Here is a 21,808-nt window from a genome sequence, read left to right on the forward strand (position 1 = left end):
GTCAAAAATTCAAGCCGCTGCCAACAACTGCCTCAACACAAACGGCAATATCCCCCCATGCTTGTAATAATCCACCTCAATCGCCGTATCGATCCGCAGCATCAAAGTCACCCGCTGCGAAGAATCCCCCCGGCGAATCACCAGCGTGGCCTCGGATAAGGGCCGAACCTCCCCGGCCGGCAGCTCGATATCGATCACCTCGTCCCCCCGCAGCCCCAGCGACTGCCAGGAATCCTCGCCGCGGAATTGCAGGGGCAGCACGCCCATGCCGATCAAATTCGAGCGGTGAATCCGCTCGAAGCTGCGCGCCACCACGGCCTTGATACCGAGTAATTGGGTGCCCTTGGCTGCCCAATCCCGGCTGGAGCCGGTGCCGTATTCCTCGCCGGCAAATATCACGGTCGGTACGCCCGCGGCCTGGTATTTCATGGCCGCGTCGTAGATGAACATTTTTTCGCCCTTTTCAGCGCCGTCCAATTGGTACAGCGTCAGGCCGCCTTCTTCCACCGAGCCGTCGGACTTGGGCGGGAGCATCAGGTTCTTGATGCGCACGTTGGCGAAGGTGCCGCGCATCATCACTTCGTGGTTGCCGCGGCGGGAGCCGTAACTGTTGAAGTCGGGCTTCAATACGTGGTGCCCAATCAGATACTGGCCGGCAGGGGACGATTCCTTGATGGAGCCGGCCGGGGATATGTGGTCCGTGGTGATGGAGTCGCCAAAGAGCGCCATCACCCGCGCGCCTTTCACGCCCGTCACCAGCGCCGCGGGCTCCATGGTGAAACCTTCGAAGAAGGGCGGGCGGGCGATGTAGGTGCTCTGCGGCCAGTTGTAGACCTGGCCCGTCACGCCGGAGATGGCCTGCCACAAGGGGCCCGGGGCGCTTTCCACCCGCGCGTAGTTGGCCTTGTAGGCCTCGGGGTCCATGGCGGCCTTCATCAGGGCGTGGATCTCGTCGCTGCTGGGCCAGATGTCGCCCAGGTACACCGGCTTGCCGCCGTGGCCGGTGCCCACGGGCTCGGTCATCAAGTCCTTGAGCACGCTGCCGGCGATGGCGAAGGCCACCACCAGCGGCGGCGAGGCCAGGAAGTTCGCCTTGAGGTTGGGATGGATGCGCGCCTCGAAATTGCGGTTGCCCGACAGCACGGCGGCGCAGACGAGGTCATTGCGCCAGATGACTTCGTTGAGCTCGGCCGTGAGGTCGCCCGCGTTGCCTATGCAGGTCGTGCAGCCGTAGGCCGCCACCGCGAAGCCCAGCTTCTCCAGGTAAGGCAGCAGGCCGGTGCGCGTCAGGTACTCCGTCACCACGCGCGAGCCGGGCGCCAGCGACGTCTTCACGTGCGGCTTCACCGTCAGCCCCGCTTCCACCGCCTTCTTGGCCAGCAGCCCCGCGGCCAGCAGCACGCCGGGGTTGGAAGTGTTGGTGCAGGAGGTGATGGCGGCGATCAGCACGTCGCCATTGCGAATCTCCAGCCCGCTGGACGTGGTGAACACCTGCTGCAGCTTGTCCGCCGGCTGGCTGAAGCCGTTTTGCGGCACCGGCTTGCTGAACAGGTCCGTGAAGGTGCTGGAAAGCTTGCCCAGCTCGATGCGGTCCTGCGGCCGCTTGGGGCCCGCCACGCTGGGCTTCACCGTGGAGAGGTCCAGCGACACCACCTGCGAATACTCCAGCTCCCCGGCGCGCGACACGCCAAACAGCCCCTGCGCCTTGAAGTAGGCCTCGAACAGCTCGATGTCCGCCTCGCTGCGCCCCGTGCCGCGCAGGTATTCCACCGTGCGCTCGTCCACGGGGAAGAAGCCCATGGTCGCGCCGTACTCCGGGGCCATGTTGCCGATGGTGGCCCGGTCGGGCAGGGCCAGCGAGCGGGTGCCCTCGCCGAAGAACTCCACGAACTTGCCCACCACGCGGTGCTTGCGCAGGATCTCCGTGACGGTGAGCACCAGGTCCGTGGCCGTCACGCCCTCGCTCAAGGCACCCGTCAGCTCGAAGCCCACCACGTCGGGCGTCAGCAGGTACACCGGCTGGCCCAGCATGGCGGCCTCGGCCTCGATGCCGCCCACGCCCCAGGCCACCACGCCTATGCCGTTGATCATGGTGGTGTGGCTGTCCGTGCCCACCAGGGTGTCGGGGTAGCTCACGCCGTCGGCGTTGCGGTGCAGGCCGCGCGCCAGGTACTCCAGGTTCACCTGGTGGACGATGCCAAAGCCCGGCGGCACCACGCGGAAGGTCTCGAACGCCTGCATGCCCCACTTCATGAACTCGTAGCGCTCGCGGTTGCGCTCGAACTCCAGCTTCATGTTCAGGTCCAGGGCCTGGGGGGTGCCGTAGTGGTCGATCATCACCGAGTGGTCCACGACCAGGTCCACGGGCACCAGCGGCTCTATCGTCTTGGGGTTGCGGCCCTGCTCGGCGGCCACGTTGCGCATGGCGGCCAGGTCGGCCAGCAGCGGCACGCCGGTGAAGTCCTGCAGCACCACGCGCGCCACGACGAAGGGGATCTCCTCCTCCCGCGCGCCCTGCGCCTGCCACTGCGCAAGCTGCTCGACGTGGCCGGCAGTGACTTTCTTGCCGTCGCAGTTGCGCAGCACGCTCTCCAGCACGATGCGCAGCGACACCGGCAGCCGGTGGATGTGCGGCCAGCGCTCGGCCAGCTTGGGCAGCGAGTAGAACTTGCCGGTTCGCCCCGAGGGCGTGGAGAACTCCGTGAGCGTGTTGGCGAAGGCGTGCGCCATGGCGAGGACTCCCGTCGTCATTGAAGAACCGGGAATCCTGGCAAGGCTCGCGCCCGCGCAGGGCAAGCAGGCGTTTCAAAAAGCCCTGGGTTTGCAACCGGGGCGGCATGGCGGCGGCGCCGGCGGGCGCCGGCCCCGCGCCTTGGCCCCGATTACTGCGCCAGCACCCAGGCCGCGAGCTTGCGCACGTCCTCGCGCGGAATCTTGGGATTGGCCGCCATGGGCACCGGGCCCCAGACGCCGGCACCGCCCTTGATGATCTTGTCCGTCAGCATCGCCTCGGCCTTGGGGTTGCCGGCGTACTTCTTGGCGATGTCCTTGAAAGCCGGCCCAAGCACCTTGGAGGTGGTCTTGTGGCAGCCCATGCAGTCGTACTGGGCGGCCAGCTCGGCGCTGGCGTGGGCGGCGGGGGACAAGGCAACAGCCGCGGCGGCCAGTGCCAGTGCCCATGAAAACTGCTTCATACGTGTCTCTCGGGGAGCGGGTTGGTGCAAAGAGGCAGGCTAGCCATGCCGGGGCCGGCTCGACGGACGCCCAGGCCCGCCGGCGCGCGGCGCGTGCCAACAAATCCACGAAATCCACGCAGCGGCGCGGCGGCGCGGCGCGTGACGGCCGCCCCGGCCCCCATCGGCCGGCGCGCGGCCGGCGGGCGCTCAGCCCACCCGCTCGCGCAGCCGCGGCACGGCCCAGTCCATGAAGGCGCGTATGCGCGGCGACAGCAGCCGCGACTGCGCGTGCACGAGGTTCACGTCCACCGGCGGCGGCTGCCAGTCCGGCAGCACGCGCACCAGGCGGCCTTCGGCCTCCAGCGCCCGCACCTGGTAGGCGAGGAAGCGGCCAATGCCCAGCCCCGCCACGCAGGCCTCCAGCGCGGCATCGACCTGGTTGCTGGAAAAGCACTCCGGCACGGCCGCCTGCGCCCGCTCGGCGCCGCGCACCAGGGGCCATTCGTTGCCCGACCCCCGGCCGGTGCTGCGCACGGCGCGGTGGCGGGAGAGGTCGTCGGGGTGGGCGGGCGTGCCGTGGCGCGCGAGGTAGCCGGGGCTGGCGCTCAGCACCCAGGCCGTGCGGCCCAGGGGCACGGCCACCAGCGAGGAATCGGCCAGCGGCGCGATGCGTATGGCCAGGTCCACGCCTTCCTCCAGCAGGTCGATCACGCGGTCCAGCAGCAGCAGCTCCACCCGCATGCGCTCGTGCGCCGCGAGAAAGCCGTTGATCACCGGCGCCACGTGCAGCCGGCCGAACATCACCGGGGCCGTCACCGTGAGCCGGCCCGCAGGGGCGAGGGGGCGGTCGGCAAGGGCGGCTTCGGCCTCCTCCACGTCGGCCAGCACGCGGCGGCAGCGCTCGAAGTACTCGCGGCCCTCCTCGGTGAGCGCGATGCGGCGGGTCGTCCGGTTGAGCAGCCGCGCGCCCAGCGCCTGCTCCAGCGCCGAGAGGCCGCGCACCACGGCGGTGAGCGACACGTCCTGCCGCTGCGCCGCCGCCGTGAGGCTGCCGGTTTCCACGATGCGCACGAAGGAGGCCATGGCCTTGAGCTTGTCCATGGTGAACGATTAAACCGCCAGTCGCAGCAATGAAGTGCGGTGCGATCTATTTATTGCGAAGCGCGCCATGGCCACCATCACGCATCGCCTCTCAACGCCTCACGCAGCCACCGGAGCCCGCCATGTCCAGCCACTTCGCCGCCATCGCCTACACCCCCGGCGTGCGCGCCGCGCAGCGCCGCTTCGGCGGGGCCGAGGCGCCCAAGCCGCCCGGCGACCTGCAGGCGCACCTGAGCGCGCGGGAGCGCGCCTTCATCGCCGCGCGCGACAGCTTTTTCCTGGCCACCGTGGGCGAGGGCGGCTGGCCGCACGTGCAGCACCGCGGCGGCGCGCCGGGCTTTTTGCGCGTGCTGGACGACAGCACGCTGGCCTTCGCCGACCTGGGCGGCAACCGCCAGTTCGTGAGCACCGGCAACCTGGCGGGCAACCCGCGGGCGGCGCTCATCCTGCTGGACTACCCGCAGCGCCGCCGCCTGAAGCTGATGGCCGAGATCGAGGTGCTGGCCGCCGACGAGGCGCCGCCCGCGCTGCTGGCCGCCGTGGAGATGCCCAAGACGCCGCCCACCGAGCGCGTGATGCTGCTGCACGTGGCGGCCTTCGACTGGAACTGCTCGCGCTTCATCACCCCGCGCTACACCGAGGCCGAGCTGGCCGCCCTGGGCGTGGCGCTGCCCGCGTCGCTGTGAACCCTTTGAACACTTCCATTCCCAACCGCTGAAGGAGACCCGCCGTGAAACTGCATGACCTGACCCTCTCCGGCAACTGCTACAAGGTGCGCCTGCTGGCCGCGCTGGCCGGCATCGAGCTGGAGCTGGTGCCCGTGGACTTCATGGGCGGCGCGCACAAGCGAGCGCCCCACACGGACCTGAACCCCTGGGGCGAGCTGCCGGTGCTGGAGGACGGCGACGTGGTGCTGCGCGACTCGCAGGCCATCCTGGTCTACCTGGGGGCGCGCTACGCGGGTGAGCAGTGGCTGCCGCGCGACCCGCTGGGCCTGGCCACGGTGATGCAGTGGCTCTCCACGGCCGCCAACGAGATCCAGCACGGCCCCGGCGCCGCACGCCTGGTGGACAAGTTCGGCTACGTGCTGGACAAGGCCGACGCGCTGCGCCGCGCCGAGCGCATCCTGGGGCTGCTGGAGCAGCACCTGGCGCACAACGACTGGCTGGCGCTGCAGCACCCCACCATCGCCGATTGCGCCGTCTTCCCCTACGTGGCGCTGTCGCACGAGGGCGGCGTGTCGCTGGCGGACTACCCGCAGGTGCGCGCGTGGATCGATCGGGTCAAGGCGCTGCCGGGGTTCGTGGGGATGCCGGGGGTGTGAGGGGGTAGGCGCGGGGGGCGACGCAGTGCTGTCTGGGGCGCGGAGTAATGGACTGCATATCCCGCAAGCCAAGGCACCTCGCCTCCTACCCCGTCATGCCCGCGAAAGCGGGCATCCACGAGCGCCGAGGTGGGGCCTTCGAACCGCATTACGCAAGGCCAACGCCAGCGCGTTGGCACCTCGGCAGGCGTGGATACCCGCTTTCGCGGGTATGACGGATGAGGGGGCGAAGCGCCTGGGCTCACGGGATGCCAACGGGGTCCGGCTTCCCCGAGCAGCACCGCTCACCGCCCACGCAAGAACAACCCGTCCAGCTCCTTCATGCTGAGCTGCCGCCAGGTGGGCCGGCCGTGGTTGCACTGGTCGGCGCGCTCGGTGGATTCCATTTCGCGCAGCAGGGCGTTCATCTCTTCCAGCGTCAGCCGCCGGTTGGCGCGCACGGCGCCGTGGCAGGCCATGGTGGCCAGCATCTCGTCGCGGGCGCGCTGCACCACGCGGCTCGATCCCACCTGCGCCAGGTCCGCCAGCACCGAGCGCACGAGGTCGGGCAAGTCCGCGTCCGGCAGCGCGGCCGGGCGGCTGCGCAGTGCCAGCGCCGTGGCCGACAGCGGCGCCACGTCCAGCCCAAGCTCCAGCAGCGTTTCGCGCTCGGCCTCGGCCGTGGCCAGCTCGGTGGGCGTGGCGCTCATGGCCTCGGGAATGAGCAGCGGCTGCGACGGTATGCGCCCCTGCGCCGCCGACGACTTCTTCAGCCGCTCGTAGACGATGCGCTCGTGCGCCGCATGCATGTCCACGATCACCAGCCCGTGCGCGTTCTCCGCCAGCACGTAGACGCCGCCCACCTGCGCCAGCGCGCGGCCCAGCGGCCAGCCCGTGCCTTCTTCCGCAGGCGCGGCGCTGGGCACGGCGGCGGGCGAGGGCGCGACGGTGGCGGCGGCAAATCGCGCGTCCGCCCGCATCGCGCTCACGGCCGCCGCCGTGGCCGCGGAGGCCGAAGGCATGGCTGCCGCCGCGCCCGGCATGGCAGGTGCGGACGGCATGGAAGGCATGGCCGGCACGGACGGCATCACGGGTGCCGCGGCGGGCCGTGCCGGCAGCGTCGCCGGCTCGCCCTTGAGCGCGCCCCAGGCCGCCATGCCGCCGCTGCCGGACGGGGTGCGCCACGGGCCGTCGTCCCAGCGGCGCGGCGCGGGCTGATCGGCCAGCGCCAGGCCGGACTGGTGGCGCAGCGGCGGCGCGGCAGGCTCCGCGCGCGGCGCGTGTGTGGTATGGGATGCCGCCGCCGCGGCGCCGCCCGGCATGGCGGCCTGCGCGCTCAGGCCCACGGCGCCGGCCGTGGGCCAGGGCACGTCCTGCGGGCCGGCGTCCTCCACCGCGCGCGTGAGCGCCAGCGACTGCACCAGCGCCTGCCGCACGGCCTGGTGCACGGCGCGGCCGTCGCGGAAGCGCACCTCGATCTTGGTCGGGTGCACGTTCACGTCCACCAGCTCCGGCGCGATGTCCAGGAACAGCACGTAGGCCGGCTGGCGGCTGCTGTGGAGCTGGTCCTCGTAGGCCGAGCGCACGGCGTGGGTGACGAGCCGGTCTCGCACGAAACGGCCATTGACGTAGAGGTACTGCACGTCGGCGCGCGCCCGCGCGGCCTCGGGGTTGCCGGCGCGGCCTTCGATGCGCAGCGGCCCGGCGGCGGCCTGCACGGCGCGGCTGGCGGCGATGAAGTCGATGCCCAGCACCTCGCGCATGCGCTGGGTCAGCGGGTTGTCCTCCGGCAGCAGCCCGGCGCCGGCGGCGCGCCACTGCGCGGCGAGCTTGCCGTCGTGCCAGACGGCAAAGGTCACGTCCGGCCGCGCCAGGGCGTGGCGGCGCACGGCGTCCAGCGCATGGGCGAACTCGGTGCCCTCGCTCTTGAGGAACTTGCGCCGCGCCGGGGTGTTGAAGAACAGCTCGCGCACTTCCAGCGTGGTGCCCACGGCGCGGGCCGCGGGCGTGAGCTCGCCCGTGCGCGCGTCCAGCCGGTGCGCGTGCGCGGCATCGCTGGCGCGGCTGGCGAGGCTCATCTCGGCCACGGAGGCGATGGCCGCCAGCGCTTCGCCCCGGAAGCCCATGCTGCGCACCTGCTCCAGCTCGGAGAGCGAGGCGATCTTGCTGGTGGCGTGGCGCTTGAGCGCCAGGGCGAGCTGCGAGGAGGGGATGCCGCAGCCGTCGTCCTCCACCACGATGGCGCGCAAGCCGCCGCCCGTGAGGCGCACCGTGATCTGCGTGGCCCCGGCGTCCAGCGCGTTGTCCACCAGCTCGCGCACGACCGAGGCCGGCCGCTCCACCACTTCCCCCGCGGCAATCTGGCTCACCAGGGCGTCGGGCAGCTCTCGGATGGGACGGCGCGGCGCGCCAACAACAGCGGAATTCATCTCCGGGATTGTAGGAAGCCGCTCCGGGTCGACCCGGATAATGGGTTCCATGGAAATGTTCGCCCAGCTCTTCGATTTCATCCTCCACGTCGATGCGCACCTCATGTCGTTCGTGGAGGCCTACGGCCCGTGGGTCTACGCGCTGCTGTTTGCCATCATCTTCGTGGAGACGGGCGTGGTGGTCATGCCCTTCCTGCCCGGCGACTCGCTGCTGTTCGTGGTGGGCGCGATGTGCGGCGTCGGCCTGATGAACCTGCCGCTGGCCATGGCGCTGCTGTTCGTGGCGGCCGTGCTGGGCGACCAGATGAACTACAGCATCGGCCGCTGGTTCGGCCCGCAGGTGTTCCGCTGGGAGAGCTCGCGCTTCTTCAACAAGCGCGCCTTCGACCAGGCGCATGCCTTCTACGAGAAGCACGGCGGCATCACCATCGTCCTGGCGCGCTTCATGCCGTTCATCCGCACCTTCGTGCCCTTCGTGGCCGGCGTGGCGGCCATGACGCGCGCCAAGTTCACGCTCTTCAACGTCAGCGGCGGCGCGCTGTGGGTGGTGTCGCTGACGCTGGCGGGCTACCTGTTCGGCAACATCCCGTGGGTCAAGGCCAACCTGAACATCATCATCTACGCGCTCATCCTCGTCCCCTCGGCCATCGCCGTGCTGGGCGCCTGGAAGGCGCGGCGGGCCGAGGCGGCTTGAGGCACGGCTGACGGTCGCAGCCCGTCAGCCAAGGCACTCCGCGCCCCACTTCGTCATGCCCGCGAAGGCGGGCATCCACCCCGGCCGGGGTGCTGGCGCGCCGACGTCGGCGCTGGGCGATGCGGTTCGAAGGCGCCATCTCGGCGCTCGTGGATGCCCGCTTTCGCGGGCATGACGGATCAGAGATTGAGGCGCCTTTGCCTCGGGGCCAACAAAGCGGAACGACGCTCTTCGGACCAAGGCCCGCCTACCCTCACGGCTTACAGCACCCGGTTCCTCGCCAGCGGCGGGTTCTTCGCGAAGTAGCGCCGGATGCCCGTGGACACGGCCTGGACCAGCTCGGCCTGGTAGTCGGCGCTGGCGAGCTTGCGCTCCTCCTCCGGGTTGGAGATGAAGGCCGTCTCCACCAGGATGCTCGGGATGTCCGGCGCCTTGAGCACCGCAAAGCCCGCCTGCTCCACGCTGCCCTTGTGCAGCTTGCCCACCTTGCCGATCTGGCCCAGCACCTCGCCGCCAAGCTTGAGGCTGTCCTTGATCTGCGCCGTGGTGCTCATGTCCAGCAGCGCGCGCATGACGTGCACGTCGTTGCTCTTGATGTTGGCGCCGCCCACGATGTCGCTGGCGTTCTCGCGCTGCGCCATCCAGCGTGCCGCGGCGCTGGAGGCGCCCTTGTCGCTGAGCGCGAACACGCTGGCGCCGCGCGCCTCCGGCGAGAGGAAGGCGTCGGCATGGATGGACACGAACAGGTCGGCCTGCACGCGGCGCGCCTTCTGCACGCGCTCGCCCAGCGGGACGAAGTAGTCGGCGTCGCGCGTGAGCATGGCGCGCATGCCGGGCACGGCGTTGAGGCGGTCGCGCAACTGCTTGGCCACCGACAGCACCACGTCCTTTTCCTTGAGCCCGCTGGGACCGATGGCGCCGGGGTCCTCGCCGCCATGGCCCGGGTCCAGGGCGATGACGATGAGCCGGTCCATCTTGCGCAACTGCTCGGCCGTGGGCGGCGGCGGAGGCGCGGGCGTGGTGGGCGCCTGGGCCACGGCGGGCGGGGCGGCCGGCGGCGTCGCAGGGGTGGCGGACGGCGTGGCCGGCCGCGCCGTGGGCGGCTTGTTGGCGGCCACGGCCGGCGGCGGGGTGGGGATGCCGGGGCGGTCCATGCGGTCTATGAACTCGCCCAGCGCGTCCTGCACCGAGCGCGCGGCCTGCTGCTCGGCCTGCGTCTTCTCGCGCAGCAGCGCCAGCAGCGGGTCCGGCGCTTGCGTGGGGTGCAGGTCGAACACCAGCCGGTGCTGGTAGGCGGCCACGGGCTCCAGGCGGAACTGCTGCGGCGCCGTGGGCTGCTTCAGGTCCACCACCAGGCGCACGGTGCGCGGCTGGTTCTGGCCTATGCGCACGCCAGCAATGAAGGGGTCGTCCGCGCGCACCTTGCCCACGAGGTCGCGCAGCGTGGGGCTGAGCTCCAGCCCGTCGATGTCGATCACCAGCCGGTCCGGCGATTCGATGAGCTGGTGGCGTGCCACCAGCGCCTGGTCGCTTTCAATCGTCACGCGCGTGTACTCGGCCGCCGGCCACACGCGCACGGCCACGATGCCCGCGCCCCAGGCCAGCTCGCCCGCGCCCAGCAGCAGCGCCAGCGCGCCGCCGCGCTTCAACAGGTCACGCCGGTCGAAAGCGGGGTGCGGAAAGCAGCGCGGTTGATGTCGGCTCTTCATGCCAGCACCTCCAGCAGTTGCAGTCCGCGCGCACTTTGCGCCTGCGCCTGCAGCTCGCGCGAGTCGTCGTCGCATATGCGCAACGTCAGCACGAGGTCGGCCAGCGGCAATACCCCTGCCGCCTTCTCCGGCCATTCGGCCAGCTTGAGGCCGGGGCCGGCGAACACGTCTCTGAAGCCCGCGTCTTCCCACTCGCGCGGGTCCTCGAAGCGGTAGAAGTCAAAGTGCGAGATCGTCAAACCCCGCGCCTCGTGCGGCTCCAGCACCGCGTAGCTGGGGCTCTTGATGCGGCCGGTGACGCCCAGCGCGCGCAGCAGGTGGCGCACGAAGGTGGTCTTGCCCGCGCCCAGCGGGCCGTGCAGCTCCACGAAGGCGTCACGCAGCGCGCCGCAGCCGGCCAGGCGCTGGGCGCAGGCGGCGGCATCGTCCTCGGTGGGCCAATGAAAGAGCCGGCTTTCTAGAATCGGGGGATGGGATTGCAAGGTCATGAAGCGCTCGCATTGCTGGAGCCATTGCGCAAGTGGGCGCGCGAGTTGGGATTTTCCCAGATCGGCATTGCCGGCGTGGATTTGACGGCGGCCGAGCCGGGGCTGCAGGCCTGGCTGGAGGCCGGATTTCACGGCTCCATGCACTACATGGCCGCCCACGGCATGAAGCGCGCCCGCCCCGCCGAGCTGGTGCCCGGCACGGTCAGCGTGATCACCGCGCGCATGGACTATCTGCCGCAGGCCACGCCGGATGGTTGGCAGCGCATCGAGTTCGAGCGCTTGGCGCAGCCGCTGCAGGCGGGCGTGTCGCTCTACGCCCGCGGGCGGGACTACCACAAGGTGCTGCGCGCGCGGCTGCAAAAGCTCGCCGACCGGCTGGCCGCGGCCGTGGGCCCCTTCGGCCACCGCGTGTTCACCGACTCCGCCCCGGTGCTGGAAGTGGAGCTGGCCACGCGCAGCGGCCTGGGTTGGCGCGGTCGGCACACGCTCACGCTCTCGCGCGAGGCGGGCTCCACCTTCTTCCTGGGCGAGATCTACGTGGACCTGCCGCTGTCCGCCAGCGAGCCGGCCCGCGCCCATTGCGGCGGCTGCACGGCCTGCGTGGACGCGTGCCCAACGCGGGCCATCGTCGCGCCCTACCGGCTGGACGCGCGGCGCTGCATTTCCTACCTGACGATCGAGCACGACGGGCCCATGCCGCTGGAGCTGCGGCCGCTCTTGGGCAACCGCATCTACGGCTGCGACGATTGCCAGCTCGCCTGCCCCTGGAACAAGTTCGCCCAGCGCTCGCCGCTGCCGGACTTCGACGTGCGCGCGCATTTCAACGCGCCCACGCTGCTGCAGCTCTGGCGCTGGAGCGAGGCGGAGTTTTCAAGCCGCACCGAGGGCAGCCCGATACGGCGCATCGGGTACGAACGTTGGCAACGCAACCTGGCGGTGGCGCTGGGCAATGCGCTCAGGGCAGGGCTTGAAGAGGCCGACGAGATCGCCGTGCGGCAGGCGCTTGAGAGCCGGCGCGAGGCCGCCGGCGAGCTGGTGCGCGAGCACATAGCCTGGGCGCTGGCGCAGCACGCGGTGCCTGCCTGAGTTAGCCCTGCAGCCGCGCCAGCGTCCACAGCGCCACCGGCACGCTCACCATGCCCAGCAGCGTGGAAAGCGTCACCAGCCCCGCCACGAAGCCCGGATGCCCGCCCAGGCGCGCGGCCAGCACGTAGCAGGTGGAGGCGGTGGGCAGCGCCGCGAAGGCCACCACCACGAGCTGCTGCACCGGCGGCAGCCCAAGCACGTGCACCAGCATCAGCGCCACCAGCGGCAGCACGGCGTGGCGTATGGACAGCAGCGCCGTGGCCAGGCGCGGCGCCTCGCGCAGCGCGCCCAACTGCAGCCCCGCGCCCACGGCCATCAGGCCCAGCGGCAGCGCGGCCGTGCCCACGCGGTTCAGGCTGGTGGCCACGGCCTCGGGAAACTTCAGGCCCATGAGGTTGCCCAGCAGCCCCGCCACCGTGCTCAGGATCAGCGGATTGCGCGAGAGCTCGCGCAAATAGTTCTGCCCGCCGTGGCGCGCCAGCGGCCACACCGCGGCCACGTTGCACAGCGGCACGCAAAAGGCGATCAGCATGGCGATGGCCGCCACCGCCGGCGCGCCGCCCAAGCGCTCGGCCAGCGCCAGGCCGATGTAGGAGTTGAAGCGAAAGGCCGTCTGCGCGCCGGACGCATGCGCCGTGCGGTCCACGCCGCGAAACAGGCCCAGCGAGTACGCCAGCACGATGCCGCAGCCCACCACGGCCAGCCCGCTGAACACCAGCGACAGCATGGCCCCGGGCTGCAGCGGGTTGCGCACGATGGCGTTGAACAGCAGCACGGGGAAGAGCAGGTAGTACACCAGCCGCTCCGTGGCCTCCCACACCGGGCGGTTGAGCGCCGTGTACCGGCAGATCAGAAAGCCCGTTGCGATCAGCAAAAAGTCGGGCAACAGCAACAGGGCCTCGTTCATCGCCAAAGTGTGCCAGCGCAGGCCGGGCACACAGGCCACGGGGCCTGCCGGCCGCCGCGCATCGGCCCGCGATGCGGGACGGCCGCCACGCCCGCCCTTCACCTGTAACCATGGGCCACAATGCCTTGAGGGCCGTGTGGTTCGGCCTCTGCTGCAGGAGACAAGCGGATGAATCGACAAGCGCTGCGCTGCTTGGGCGCGATGGTGGGCCTGGCCCTGGCCGGCCCGCTGGCTTTCGCTCAACAGGGCTATCCAAGCAAACCCATTCGGCTGGTCGTCCCCTTCGCACCGGGCGGCACCACCGACATCGTGGCGCGCACCGTTTCCGACAAGCTCGGCGCCGCGCTGGGCCAGACCGTGGTGGTGGAGAACAAGGCCGGCGGCGGCGGCATCGTCGGCGCGCAGGAGCTCGCGCGCAGCGCGCCGGACGGCTACACCCTGGGCATCGCCACCGTCTCCACCACGGCGGCCAACCCGGCCATCAACCCGCGCACGGGCTACAACCCGCTCACCGACTTCACGCCCATCACCAACCTCGCGGCCACGCCCAACATCATCGCGGTGCACCCGGGCTTCCCGGCCAAGAACTACGCCGACTTCATCGCGCTGCTCAAGAAGAGCCCCGGCAAGTACAGCTACTCCAGCTCCGGCACCGGCGGCATAGGCCACCTGCAGACCGAGCTGTTCAAGAGCCTCACGGGCGTGTTCATCACCCACATTCCCTACCGCGGCGCGGGCCCGGCGCTCAACGACACGGTGGCCGGGCAGGTGCCCATCATGTTCGACAACCTGCCCTCGGCACTGCCCTTCGTGAAGGAAGGCAAGCTCGTGCCTATCGTCGTGGCCGCGCCGCAGCGGCTGCCCATGCTCCCCAACGTGCCCACCTTCAAGGAGGTCGGCCTGGAGCCCGTCAACCGCATGGCCTACTACGGCATCGTCGGCCCCAAAGGGGTGCCCAAGGACATCGTGGACAAGGTCTACCACGCCGCCAGGCAGGCCCTGGCCGACCCCGCGGTGAAGAAGCGCATCGAGGACACGGGCTCGCTGGTGCTGGGCAACACGCCTGAGCAGTTCGGCGAGCAGATACGCGCCGAGTACGACGTCTACAAGGGCGTGGTCGCACGCCAGAACCTGCGCCTGGAGTGACGTGAGCACGGCAGCACCCGAGGCGGCCCAAGCGGCCGCCGTGAACACCCAGCCATCGGCGGCCCGCGAGGCCAGCCGCGTGGCCATAGAGCGCTTCGCGCAGGCGCTGTGGATAGAGGACGGCCTCTCGGCCAACACGCTCTCGGCTTACCGGCGCGACCTCTCGCTCTACGCCGACTGGCTGGACGCCGAGGCCGGCCACTCGCTGGACGCCAGCACCGAGGCCGACCTGCGCGGCTACATCGCCGCGCGCCATGCCGACACCCGCGCGGCCACCGCCAACCGGCGGCTCACCGTCTTCAAGCGCTACTTCCGCTGGGCGTTGCGCGAGCACCGGCTGCAGCAGGACCCGACGCTGAAGCTGCTGTCCGCGCGCCAGCCGCTGCGCGTGCCCAAGTCGCTGTCCGAGGCGCAGGTGGAGGCGCTGCTGACGGCGCCGCCCGTGGAGGAGCCGCTGGGCCTGCGCGACCGCGCCATGCTGGAGCTGATGTACGCCAGCGGGCTGCGCGTGAGCGAGCTCGTGGGCTTGAACCTGCTGTCGGTGAGCCTGGCCGAGGGCGTGCTGCGCGTCACCGGCAAAGGCGCCAAGGAGCGGCTGGTGCCCTTCGGCGAGGAGGCGCACGGCTGGCTGCGGCGCTACCTGGCCGAGGCGCGGGGCCAGATACTGGGCGCGCGCCAGAGCGACGCTCTCTTCGTCACCGTGCGCGGCGAGGGCATGACGCGGCAGATGTTCTGGCAACTGGTGAAGAAGCACGCGCGCGCCGCGGGCATCACCGTACCGCTGTCGCCGCACACGCTGCGCCACGCCTTTGCCACGCATTTGCTCAACCACGGCGCGGATTTGCGCGCCGTGCAGCTGCTGCTGGGCCACGCCGACATCTCCACCACCACCATCTACACCCACGTCGCGCGCGAGCGGCTGCGCGCGCTGCACGCGGCGCACCACCCGCGGGCCTGAAGCGCGGACTGCCGGTTGCGACGGCAACGGGCATGAAAAAAGGCCGGTCGACAGACCGGCCTTTTGGCTTCCAGGGGAAAGCGGCCCGCAGGCCGCAATCATCAGAAGTTGTGGCGCACGCCCAGGGCGAAGGACGAGAAGTCGGCGTTGTCCACGCCGGTGAAGTAGCTCGAATTCGCCTTGTTGTTCACCTTCGTGTAGAAAGCGTACACCTTGGTGCGCTTGCTCAGGTTGTAGTTGTAGGCCAGCGTGTACTGCAGGGCGTTGGAGTCGTCGATCTTGGTGCCGCCGACCTTGAACTTGTCGGCGTAGCCCACGTTGGCGTGCAGCTCGCTGGCGCCGATGGTGTACATGGCCGACACGCGGTAGGAGTTGCGCTTGGCGTCAGCCACGGCGCCGCCAACGGCCTCGTCCAGGTTGTCACGGATGTAGTAGGCACCCAGCGTCACGGCGCCCAGCTCGTACAGGGCACGCAGGCCGTACTGCTTGGAGTCGTTGAAGGTCACGCCGTCGATCGTGGTCGGGCCTTGCAGGTAGCTGGCACCCAGGTGCAGCGGGCCGCGGTCATAGTTGGCCACCAGCTGAGCGGTGTTCTTGCCGCCAACGGTCGTTTCCTTCAGGCCGTACTGGGCTTCCAGCACCAGGCCGCCGAAGCTCGGCGTGTTGTAGGCGATGGTGTTCTGCTTGAAGCCGGGATACGTGTAGAACGCGTCGGAGGACGTGCCCGTATCGTGGTTGTGCATGCTGATGTAGTCAGCCGTCGCATAGTAAGCGGCGGACTGGCCCATGTTGCCCAGGCGCACGCGGCCGAAGTTGCCTTCCACACCGACCCACGACTCACGGCCGAAGATGGCGCCGGCTTGCGTCAGACCGCCGGTGTCGGAGTTGAAGCCGCTTTCCAGCACGAACAGGCCCTTCAGGCCGCCGCCCAGGTCTTCCGAACCACGCAGGCCCCAACGCGAGGCGTTGTTCTGCATCACGGTGGTGGACACGTCGCCGGCCTTCTGGCGCTCGATGGAGGTGTTCACGCGGCCATAGATCTGGACCGAGCTTTGGGCGAAAGCACCGCCGGCGGCCAGAACGGCGGCGGCAGCAATCAGAGTGCGCTTCATCGAAGAATCCTTTATTTGAACATCGGGGCTTTTACTAACCCGATGAGAATTATTTTAAGAACGGCGAAAGCAAAAACCCGTTCTGTGGGACCAACTTGCGCTGTTTTGTGACTTTGGCGCAACAGTGCGGGGTGGTGCGGGCGATAGATGTCCGCACAACCATTGCGGCGCCTGGCGCGTTTTCAGCGCCCGCGCAGGTGCGCCGGGGCTTCCAGCCGCTTGGCCAGGGTGGACAGCAGCAGCGTGAGCACCAGGTACAGCACCGAGATGGCGAGGTAGGGCTCCCAATAGCGCGAATAGGCGCCCGCCACGGTGCGAGCGGCCAGTGCCAGCTCGGCCAGGCCGATGGCCGAGACCAGCGACGAGTCCTTGATGAGCGTGACGCCCTCGTTGACCAGCGCCGGCACCATGCGCCGAAACGCCTGGGGCAGGATCACCTCGCGCATGGCCTGCGCGTGCGTGAGGCCCAGGCTGTAGGCGGCCTGGGTCTGGCCGCGGTGGATGCTTTGAATGCCGGCGCGAAAGATCTCGCTGATGTAGGCGCCCGCATTGAGCGTGAGCGCCAGCGCCCCCGAGAAGAACGCCCCGTGCTCCTGGCGGAATGCGCGCGCGGCCTCACCCGTGAGCAGCAGCCCCGTCTCCGGATGGATGAGCGTGGGCATGAGCGCGAAGTGCACCAGCAGGATCTGGACGAACAGCGGCGTGCCGCGGAAGAAGGTGACGTAGCCCAGGGTCACGGCGCGCGCGAGCTTCATCAGCACGCGCGCCAGCGGCGTCTTGGGCGCGGGCGCGTCGGCCGAGCTGCTCACCAGGCCCAGCAAGGCGCCCAGCACCAGGCCGCCGAGCACCGCCACGAGGGCCAGCTGCACCGTCATCCACAGGCCGGACAAGAAAAGCGGGCCGTAGCCCGCCAGGATTTCCCAACGCAGGTTCACTGCCGTGCGGCCTTCTTACTTGGAAGCGGCCGACGCCGGGGCGGCTGCGGCCGCGCCGCCCGGGGCGCTGCCGAAGTACTTGGCATAGATGCGGTCATAGGTGCCGTCGGCGCGGATGCCCGCCAGGCCCTGGTTGAGCATGTCCAGCACGGCGGTGTTGCCCTTGCGCACGGCGATGCCGTACTGCTCGGACTGGAAGCTCGGGTCCGATACCGTCTTGAAGCCCACGCCGGCGTTGTTGGCCACGTAGTGGATGACCACGCCGTTGTCGGCCACCACGGCATCGACGCCGCCGGACTCCAGCTCCTTGAGCGCCAGCGGCGTGGACTCGAAGCGCTTGATGGCCGCGCTGTTCTTGCCCAGCAGCTTGGTGACGACCTCGTCGCCCGTGGTGCCGGTCTGCACGCCGACCTTCAGCGGCTTGAGGTCGGAGAACTTGGCGACCTTGGAGTCCTTCTTGACGGCGATGAGCTGCACCGCGTCGAAGTAGGGGGCCGTGAAGTCCATGGTCTGCTTGCGCTCGTCGGTGATGGTGATGGCCGACACCAGCAGGTCGCGGTCGCCCTGCGCCACGGCGTTGAAGATGCCTTCCCAGGGCGTGTTGACGAACTTCACCTGCACGCCGGCCTTGGAGGCGATGGCGCTGACCACGTCGATGTCGAAGCCGACGATTTCTCCCTTTTCGTTTTGCGACTCGAAGGGCGCGTAGGCCGCATCGGTGCCCACCACGTAGACCTTGGCCGGGGCGGCGGCCGGCGCGGCGGCCTCGGAAGCGGCCGGGGCCGCCGCCGGCGCGGCGGCTTCTTCCTTCTTGCCGCAGGCGCCCAGCAGGGCGGCCGTGCCCACCAGGCCGGCTTGCAGGAAAACACGGCGCGAGGAGATGTTATTTGCCATGGAAGTACCAGAATTTGTTCAAGTGCCGGCAGTTTATGCGCTGACCAGGAGCTGACGGCCTCACAAAAGTCAAGCTTGTTGCTCCAGCGCCAGCAGCTCGGCCTGGGTGAACTCGGCCGCCAGCCGCGCCGCGTAATTGAAGGGCGGACGCAGGCGCGGCGCCTTGTATTGGGCGGTCAGCAGCGGGTAGTGGGCGATGGGGTCCAGGCCGCGCTGGGCGCAGGCCCAGCGGTACCAGCGGTTGCCCACGGCGACGTGGCCGACCTCGTCGCGCAGGATCACGTCCAGGATGTCCACGGCGCGCGCGTCGCCGGCGCGGCGGAATTTCTCCTGCATGGGCGGCGCGGCGTCCAGCCCGCGCGCCTCCAGCGTGCGCGGCACCAGCGCCATGCGCGCGAGCACGTCGGCGGCCGTGCGCTGCGTCATCAGCCACAGGCCGTCGTGGGCCTCGAAGTCGCCGTAGTCGCGCCCAAGCGAGCGCAGGTGCTCGCGCACCAGGCCGAAGTGCATGGCCTCCTCGGCGGCCACGCGTATCCAGTCGCTGTAGAAGGCCGGCGGCATGTCGGCGAAGCGCCACACCGCGTCCAGCGCCAGGTTGATGGCGTTGAACTCGATGTGCGCCACCGCGTGCAGCAGCGCCGCGCGGCCCTCGGGGGTGAAGGGCGAGCGCATGGGCACCTGGCGCGGCTCCACCAGACGCGGCAGCGGCGGGCGTCCGGGCAGGGTGCCCTCGGCCGGCTCGTCCAGGCGCAGGGCAGGGTCCAGGTGGAACCGGGCCAGGCCCTCGTGCAGCGCGGTGGCCTGCAGGGATTTTTCGATGGGGTCGCACTCGCACAGGGCGCGCAGCGCGGCGCGGCGCAGGCAGGGCAGGTCGTTCATGGCGGTGAAGGGAAGCTCAGGCGGCGCGGGTGGCGGCGTGAAGGGACGTGCGGCGGGCGGTGTGGACGGCGGCATGCCGCGTTGCGTCGCGGCGCCGTCAACCGTGGCCGCCGCGGGGCCGGGCGCATGTCTTGCCCGGGGGCGGGGGTGTCGGCTCCTAGAATTATCGGCTCGCGGCGCGCCGGGGCCTTCCCGGCCGGTATGCGCCGCCTGGGTCCCAATGGGGCTCCGTTTCCATTTCGCGCGTGGCCTTCCTGGCCCGCGCGCAGCCTTGCAGCACACCACACACACCAACAACACCATGAGCGATCTGCACAAGTTCCTGTTCGAAGGCCTGCCCGTGCGGGGCATGCTGGTGCGGCTCACCGACAGCTGGCGCGAGGTGCTGCAGCGCCGCGAAGCCGGTGGCGGCTACCCGGCGCCGGTGCGCCAACTGCTGGGCGAGATGACGGCCGCGGCCGTGCTCATGCAGTCCAACATCAAGTTCAACGGCGCGCTGGTGATGCAGATCTTTGGCGACGGCCCGGTGAAGATGGCGGTGGTGGAGGTGCAGCCGGAGCTGCATTTCCGCTCCACGGCCAAGGTGGTGGGCGAGGTACCGGAAGGCGCCGGGCTGGAGGCCATGCTCAACGTGCACAACCGCGGCCGCTGCGCCATCACGCTGGACCCGCGCGACCGCCAGCCCGGCCAGCAGCCCTACCAGGGCGTGGTGCCGCTGTCGGCCATGGGCGAGGAGTTCCACGCACTGCAGGACATCTCCGCGGTGCTGGAGCAGTACATGCGCCAATCCGAGCAGCTCGAAACCCGGCTGGTGCTGGCGGCCAACGACGAGGTGGCCGCCGGACTGCTGATACAGCGCCTGCCCATAGAGGGCGAGGGCAACCTGGAGAGCAAGGAAAAGCGCGTCGAGGCCGAGATGCTGGCCGAGAGTTTCAACCGCATCGCGCACCTGGCGGGCTCGCTCACCAAGGAGGAACTGCTGACGCTGGACGCCGAGACCATCCTGCACCGCCTGTTCTGGGAAGAGGACGTGCGCCGCTTCGAGCCGCAGCAGCCGCGCTTTGCGTGCACCTGCTCGCGCGAGCGCGTGGGCGCGATGCTCAAGGGTTTGGGCCGCGACGAGATCGACTCCATCGTGGCCGAGCGCGGCGAAGTGGAAATCGGCTGCGATTTCTGCGGGCGGCAATATCACTTCGACGTGGTGGACGTGGGCGAATTGTTCACGCCGGAGCGGGATCAGCCGCCGTCTTCTACGGCGGTGCAGTAAGGGGTAAATGGCCGGCACAGGGCCGACCGAATACGCCGTAGTATTTTTGCGAACGGCTCGTCAGGGAAGGGTGATGAGCCGTTTTCTTATGCGGAGCGCGAAGGCTTGCGCTATTTCGGTAAATTGTTGACTTTCCAAGGCTGGATTATGATTGACATATCGCATCCACTTGATGTTTATGGGAACGGGCTGGTTTCCTGGTGGATGCAAGGTGTAGCAGCATGTGGTTCATCCTCCGCCGGACGTCGGGGTGCTTACCAATATATTTCCGCCCCAGCTTGAATTGACACTGAAGGAGTCAATGGCTACGTCCGTATAGTTGAAATCGTTGATTCTCAGGCTGATGGGTTCTCTTAATAATGTCTTGAATAAGTTATCCCGCTCTTCTGAATATATTTCGGCATTTCGGGTCGTGTAGGCTAACAAAATGACGAGACTTAAAAATGAAATGAGTGACAGAATTTTCGTCATGGGGAGCATACTATTTCCAGATGCAGCCTTTTTCTTCTGAAAATGCTATGCCTGTGTCGTGAATGAAGTTATGTGCTTTTCTTATGGAAAAGTTGGTGTAACGCATTAAGCTTATGGTCGTCCCCTGGGACATCATTTCGTACAGCCCGGTGGGCTTATTGTTTGATATTTCCAGCCATGACGAGGTAATTTCTTCTTGTCTTGCGTGGTCGAGAAGCGTGGATGTGCTTTTTAATGAAACCAGGGGAATCCATATTTTGGATTTTTGATATTTCACGAATGCATAATTCAGCGGCAAATTTTTGTCGGTGTAATATCTCATTTCGAATCGGATTGGGTTTATCTCTCCTGATGTGAAGCAATATATTTCCAGTGTTGTGTTGCACAAGGCGGCGCCTGGTACGCTGAGCGCTAGGGTAAGAAATTTTTTGAGATTGATGAACATTCAAGCGTCCTATGGCTTCTGCCTTTGTATGGACACGTTAATTGTATGTTCGCCTCTGGTGTAAATCAATTTTGGTTTTGGAGGAGTGCCGTGCATGACAGCTTGCCCATCAGGGCCTGTTTGAGGTGTCCTTATCGTGCTTCGGCGCCAGGTAAAGGTGATGGAAATCTCTCTGCTGGGCGCCGGCTCATCAAGAAGAGTATCTTTCAGATAAATCAAGCTTTGCAATCTCACCTCCAATCCATTCAAGTTTTCAATTGAAACTCTGCCATTGACGTCTTTGCTGACCTCTATGGCATCCTCGATGGAAAGGCCTCTGTCCATGTGCAACAGCATGTCAGCTCGTTGAAAAATATAAAAGCATGCGCTGTCTGTGCAGTTCTCACGGTTGTGGTTGCCGCTGTTATCCATTGCAATCAGGTCGTCTGGATTCCAGCCAAGCGCACTGTAGGGGCCGGTGGTTATTGTTTTGGCAAATTGTCTGAATTGTCCATATTTTTGATAGCCTTCCAGCCAAGTAAGTTGTATAAGGCCACGCCCATAATATGGGGAGTATCTTGCTCTTTCTCCCTGGATTTCTTTTACGAAAGCCAAATTGCCTGTTTCCGGTATAACGTGTGACAGTAAGTGTGCTAGTCGTTGTCGGGAGTTGCTTATACCGAATCGCCTTGTTGCACGATTAAATGCCGATGCCCATTCGTTTGCTTTTGGGTAAGCTGTGCTCCATGGAGTAATGGTTGATAAAAATTGGTTGTTTTGCAAATGGAGCAGCTTTCTTGGGAAGCATTGTGCCAATTCGTCGCGCGTT

Annotated in this window: 19 protein-coding genes and 1 pseudogene; 7 read left to right on the top strand and 13 right to left on the bottom strand. The window is 68.1% G+C overall.

The annotated features are described in order from the left end of the window. Positions 1 to 9: 9 nt before the first annotated feature. From acnA to ALA01S_RS20895, 3 genes are all read right to left on the bottom strand, one after another. The gene (gene acnA, locus ALA01S_RS20885; RefSeq protein WP_066340520.1) at positions 10 to 2,751 is read right to left on the bottom strand and encodes an aconitate hydratase AcnA; all 2,742 of its coding nucleotides are present in this window, start codon (positions 2,749 to 2,751) and stop codon (positions 10 to 12) included. A 131-nt stretch (positions 2,752 to 2,882) separates the two neighbouring features. After that, positions 2,883 to 3,194: a c-type cytochrome gene (locus ALA01S_RS20890; RefSeq protein WP_066340525.1), complete on the bottom strand. Its 312-nt coding sequence runs from the start codon at positions 3,192 to 3,194 to the stop codon at positions 2,883 to 2,885. Positions 3,195 to 3,383: 189 nt separating this feature from the next. Next, the gene (locus tag ALA01S_RS20895; RefSeq protein WP_066340535.1) at positions 3,384 to 4,277 is read right to left on the bottom strand and encodes a LysR family transcriptional regulator; all 894 of its coding nucleotides are present in this window, start codon (positions 4,275 to 4,277) and stop codon (positions 3,384 to 3,386) included. 122 nt (positions 4,278 to 4,399) lie between these two features. Between ALA01S_RS20895 and ALA01S_RS20900 the strand changes: the two genes are divergently transcribed. Both ALA01S_RS20900 and ALA01S_RS20905 read left to right on the top strand, forming a co-directional pair. Continuing rightward, positions 4,400 to 4,963: a pyridoxamine 5'-phosphate oxidase family protein gene (locus ALA01S_RS20900; protein ID WP_066340537.1), complete on the top strand. Its 564-nt coding sequence runs from the start codon at positions 4,400 to 4,402 to the stop codon at positions 4,961 to 4,963. Positions 4,964 to 5,007: 44 nt separating this feature from the next. Beyond that, positions 5,008 to 5,601, top strand: a complete 594-nt coding sequence (locus ALA01S_RS20905; protein ID WP_066340539.1) for a glutathione S-transferase family protein — start codon at positions 5,008 to 5,010, stop codon at positions 5,599 to 5,601. A gap of 284 nt (positions 5,602 to 5,885) precedes the next feature. On the opposite strand, the gene mutL is transcribed toward ALA01S_RS20905, so the two are convergent. Beyond that, positions 5,886 to 8,009 carry a DNA mismatch repair endonuclease MutL gene (gene mutL, locus ALA01S_RS20910; protein WP_066340541.1) on the bottom strand — a complete coding sequence of 708 codons (2,124 nt, stop codon included), beginning with the start codon at positions 8,007 to 8,009 and terminating at the stop codon, positions 5,886 to 5,888. A gap of 49 nt (positions 8,010 to 8,058) precedes the next feature. Between mutL and ALA01S_RS20915 the strand changes: the two genes are divergently transcribed. Continuing rightward, the gene (locus ALA01S_RS20915; RefSeq protein WP_066340544.1) at positions 8,059 to 8,703 is read left to right on the top strand and encodes a DedA family protein; all 645 of its coding nucleotides are present in this window, start codon (positions 8,059 to 8,061) and stop codon (positions 8,701 to 8,703) included. 260 nt (positions 8,704 to 8,963) lie between these two features. Here the strand turns inward: ALA01S_RS20915 and ALA01S_RS20920 are convergent, their stop codons facing one another. Both ALA01S_RS20920 and tsaE read right to left on the bottom strand, forming a co-directional pair. Continuing rightward, complete coding sequence (locus ALA01S_RS20920; protein ID WP_066340547.1) at positions 8,964 to 10,412, bottom strand: N-acetylmuramoyl-L-alanine amidase; 1,449 nt, start codon at positions 10,410 to 10,412, stop codon at positions 8,964 to 8,966. Then, entirely contained in the window at positions 10,409 to 10,900 is a 492-nt protein-coding gene (gene tsaE, locus ALA01S_RS20925; RefSeq protein WP_066340550.1) for a tRNA (adenosine(37)-N6)-threonylcarbamoyltransferase complex ATPase subunit type 1 TsaE, read from the bottom strand. Before tsaE ends, ALA01S_RS20920 begins: the two co-directional genes overlap by 4 nt. Here tsaE and queG point away from each other — a divergent pair. After that, positions 10,883 to 11,986 (top strand): tRNA epoxyqueuosine(34) reductase QueG, encoded by a 1,104-nt coding sequence (gene queG / locus ALA01S_RS20930; protein ID WP_066340552.1) that lies wholly within the window; start codon positions 10,883 to 10,885, stop codon positions 11,984 to 11,986. The genes tsaE and queG overlap by 18 nt on opposite strands. Before the next feature lies 1 nt (position 11,987). On the opposite strand, the gene ALA01S_RS20935 is transcribed toward queG, so the two are convergent. Next, a complete protein-coding gene (locus tag ALA01S_RS20935) occupies positions 11,988 to 12,893 on the bottom strand; it encodes an AEC family transporter (RefSeq protein WP_066340555.1) in 906 nt (301 codons plus the stop codon). A gap of 201 nt (positions 12,894 to 13,094) precedes the next feature. Between ALA01S_RS20935 and ALA01S_RS20940 the strand changes: the two genes are divergently transcribed. Together ALA01S_RS20940 and xerD are read left to right on the top strand one after the other, a co-directional pair. Next, the gene (locus tag ALA01S_RS20940; protein WP_066340558.1) at positions 13,095 to 14,039 is read left to right on the top strand and encodes a tripartite tricarboxylate transporter substrate binding protein BugE; all 945 of its coding nucleotides are present in this window, start codon (positions 13,095 to 13,097) and stop codon (positions 14,037 to 14,039) included. A 40-nt stretch (positions 14,040 to 14,079) separates the two neighbouring features. Continuing rightward, positions 14,080 to 14,997 (top strand): site-specific tyrosine recombinase XerD, encoded by a 918-nt coding sequence (gene xerD / locus ALA01S_RS20945; protein WP_066340586.1) that lies wholly within the window; start codon positions 14,080 to 14,082, stop codon positions 14,995 to 14,997. A gap of 101 nt (positions 14,998 to 15,098) precedes the next feature. Here the strand turns inward: xerD and ALA01S_RS20950 are convergent, their stop codons facing one another. The 4 genes from ALA01S_RS20950 to ALA01S_RS20965 all read right to left on the bottom strand — a co-directional run bounded on the left by ALA01S_RS20950 (position 15,099) and on the right by ALA01S_RS20965 (position 18,817). Beyond that, on the bottom strand, positions 15,099 to 16,109 hold the full coding sequence (locus tag ALA01S_RS20950) for a porin (RefSeq protein WP_066340561.1): 1,011 nt from the start codon (positions 16,107 to 16,109) through the stop codon (positions 15,099 to 15,101). 182 nt (positions 16,110 to 16,291) lie between these two features. Next, a complete protein-coding gene (locus tag ALA01S_RS20955; protein ID WP_066340563.1) occupies positions 16,292 to 17,044 on the bottom strand; it encodes an amino acid ABC transporter permease in 753 nt (250 codons plus the stop codon). A 15-nt stretch (positions 17,045 to 17,059) separates the two neighbouring features. Further along, positions 17,060 to 17,938, bottom strand: coding sequence for a basic amino acid ABC transporter substrate-binding protein (locus tag ALA01S_RS20960; RefSeq protein WP_066340565.1), 879 nt, complete (start codon positions 17,936 to 17,938; stop codon positions 17,060 to 17,062). A 69-nt stretch (positions 17,939 to 18,007) separates the two neighbouring features. Beyond that, positions 18,008 to 18,817, bottom strand: a complete 810-nt coding sequence (locus ALA01S_RS20965) for a ferritin-like domain-containing protein (protein WP_066340568.1) — start codon at positions 18,815 to 18,817, stop codon at positions 18,008 to 18,010. Positions 18,818 to 19,118: 301 nt separating this feature from the next. On the opposite strand from ALA01S_RS20965, the gene hslO reads away from it, so the two are divergent. After that, entirely contained in the window at positions 19,119 to 20,084 is a 966-nt protein-coding gene (gene hslO, locus ALA01S_RS20970; protein WP_066340588.1) for an Hsp33 family molecular chaperone HslO, read from the top strand. A 481-nt stretch (positions 20,085 to 20,565) separates the two neighbouring features. Here hslO and ALA01S_RS33275 read toward each other — a convergent pair whose 3' ends face one another. Further along, positions 20,566 to 21,000 carry a hypothetical protein gene (locus tag ALA01S_RS33275; protein ID WP_157119154.1) on the bottom strand — a complete coding sequence of 145 codons (435 nt, stop codon included), beginning with the start codon at positions 20,998 to 21,000 and terminating at the stop codon, positions 20,566 to 20,568. Positions 21,001 to 21,009: 9 nt separating this feature from the next. Further along, a pseudogene (locus ALA01S_RS34035) lies at positions 21,010 to 21,808 on the bottom strand (M23 family metallopeptidase); the annotation flags it as partial.

The organism is Azohydromonas lata NBRC 102462, assembly GCF_001571085.1.
Lineage (GTDB): Bacteria > Pseudomonadota > Gammaproteobacteria > Burkholderiales > Burkholderiaceae_C > Azohydromonas > Azohydromonas lata.

What these genes read in the sequence shown, in the direction of transcription:
- acnA (WP_066340520.1), bottom strand. Translation starts at nt 2,751, where the DNA reads ATGACGACGGGAGTCCTCGCCATGGCGCACGCCTTCGCCAACACGCTC.
- ALA01S_RS20890 (WP_066340525.1), bottom strand. Translation starts at nt 3,194, where the DNA reads ATGAAGCAGTTTTCATGGGCACTGGCACTGGCCGCCGCGGCTGTTGCC.
- ALA01S_RS20895 (WP_066340535.1), bottom strand. Translation starts at nt 4,277, where the DNA reads ATGGACAAGCTCAAGGCCATGGCCTCCTTCGTGCGCATCGTGGAAACC.
- ALA01S_RS20900 (WP_066340537.1), top strand. Translation starts at nt 4,400, where the DNA reads ATGTCCAGCCACTTCGCCGCCATCGCCTACACCCCCGGCGTGCGCGCC.
- mutL (WP_066340541.1), bottom strand. Translation starts at nt 8,009, where the DNA reads ATGAATTCCGCTGTTGTTGGCGCGCCGCGCCGTCCCATCCGAGAGCTG.
- ALA01S_RS20915 (WP_066340544.1), top strand. Translation starts at nt 8,059, where the DNA reads ATGGAAATGTTCGCCCAGCTCTTCGATTTCATCCTCCACGTCGATGCG.
- ALA01S_RS20920 (WP_066340547.1), bottom strand. Translation starts at nt 10,412, where the DNA reads ATGAAGAGCCGACATCAACCGCGCTGCTTTCCGCACCCCGCTTTCGAC.
- queG (WP_066340552.1), top strand. Translation starts at nt 10,883, where the DNA reads ATGGGATTGCAAGGTCATGAAGCGCTCGCATTGCTGGAGCCATTGCGC.
- tsaE (WP_066340550.1), bottom strand. Translation starts at nt 10,900, where the DNA reads ATGACCTTGCAATCCCATCCCCCGATTCTAGAAAGCCGGCTCTTTCAT.
- ALA01S_RS20935 (WP_066340555.1), bottom strand. Translation starts at nt 12,893, where the DNA reads ATGAACGAGGCCCTGTTGCTGTTGCCCGACTTTTTGCTGATCGCAACG.
- ALA01S_RS20940 (WP_066340558.1), top strand. Translation starts at nt 13,095, where the DNA reads ATGGTGGGCCTGGCCCTGGCCGGCCCGCTGGCTTTCGCTCAACAGGGC.
- ALA01S_RS20950 (WP_066340561.1), bottom strand. Translation starts at nt 16,109, where the DNA reads ATGAAGCGCACTCTGATTGCTGCCGCCGCCGTTCTGGCCGCCGGCGGT.
- ALA01S_RS20960 (WP_066340565.1), bottom strand. Translation starts at nt 17,938, where the DNA reads ATGGCAAATAACATCTCCTCGCGCCGTGTTTTCCTGCAAGCCGGCCTG.
- ALA01S_RS20965 (WP_066340568.1), bottom strand. Translation starts at nt 18,817, where the DNA reads ATGAACGACCTGCCCTGCCTGCGCCGCGCCGCGCTGCGCGCCCTGTGC.
- hslO (WP_066340588.1), top strand. Translation starts at nt 19,119, where the DNA reads ATGAGCGATCTGCACAAGTTCCTGTTCGAAGGCCTGCCCGTGCGGGGC.
- ALA01S_RS33275 (WP_157119154.1), bottom strand. Translation starts at nt 21,000, where the DNA reads ATGTTCATCAATCTCAAAAAATTTCTTACCCTAGCGCTCAGCGTACCA.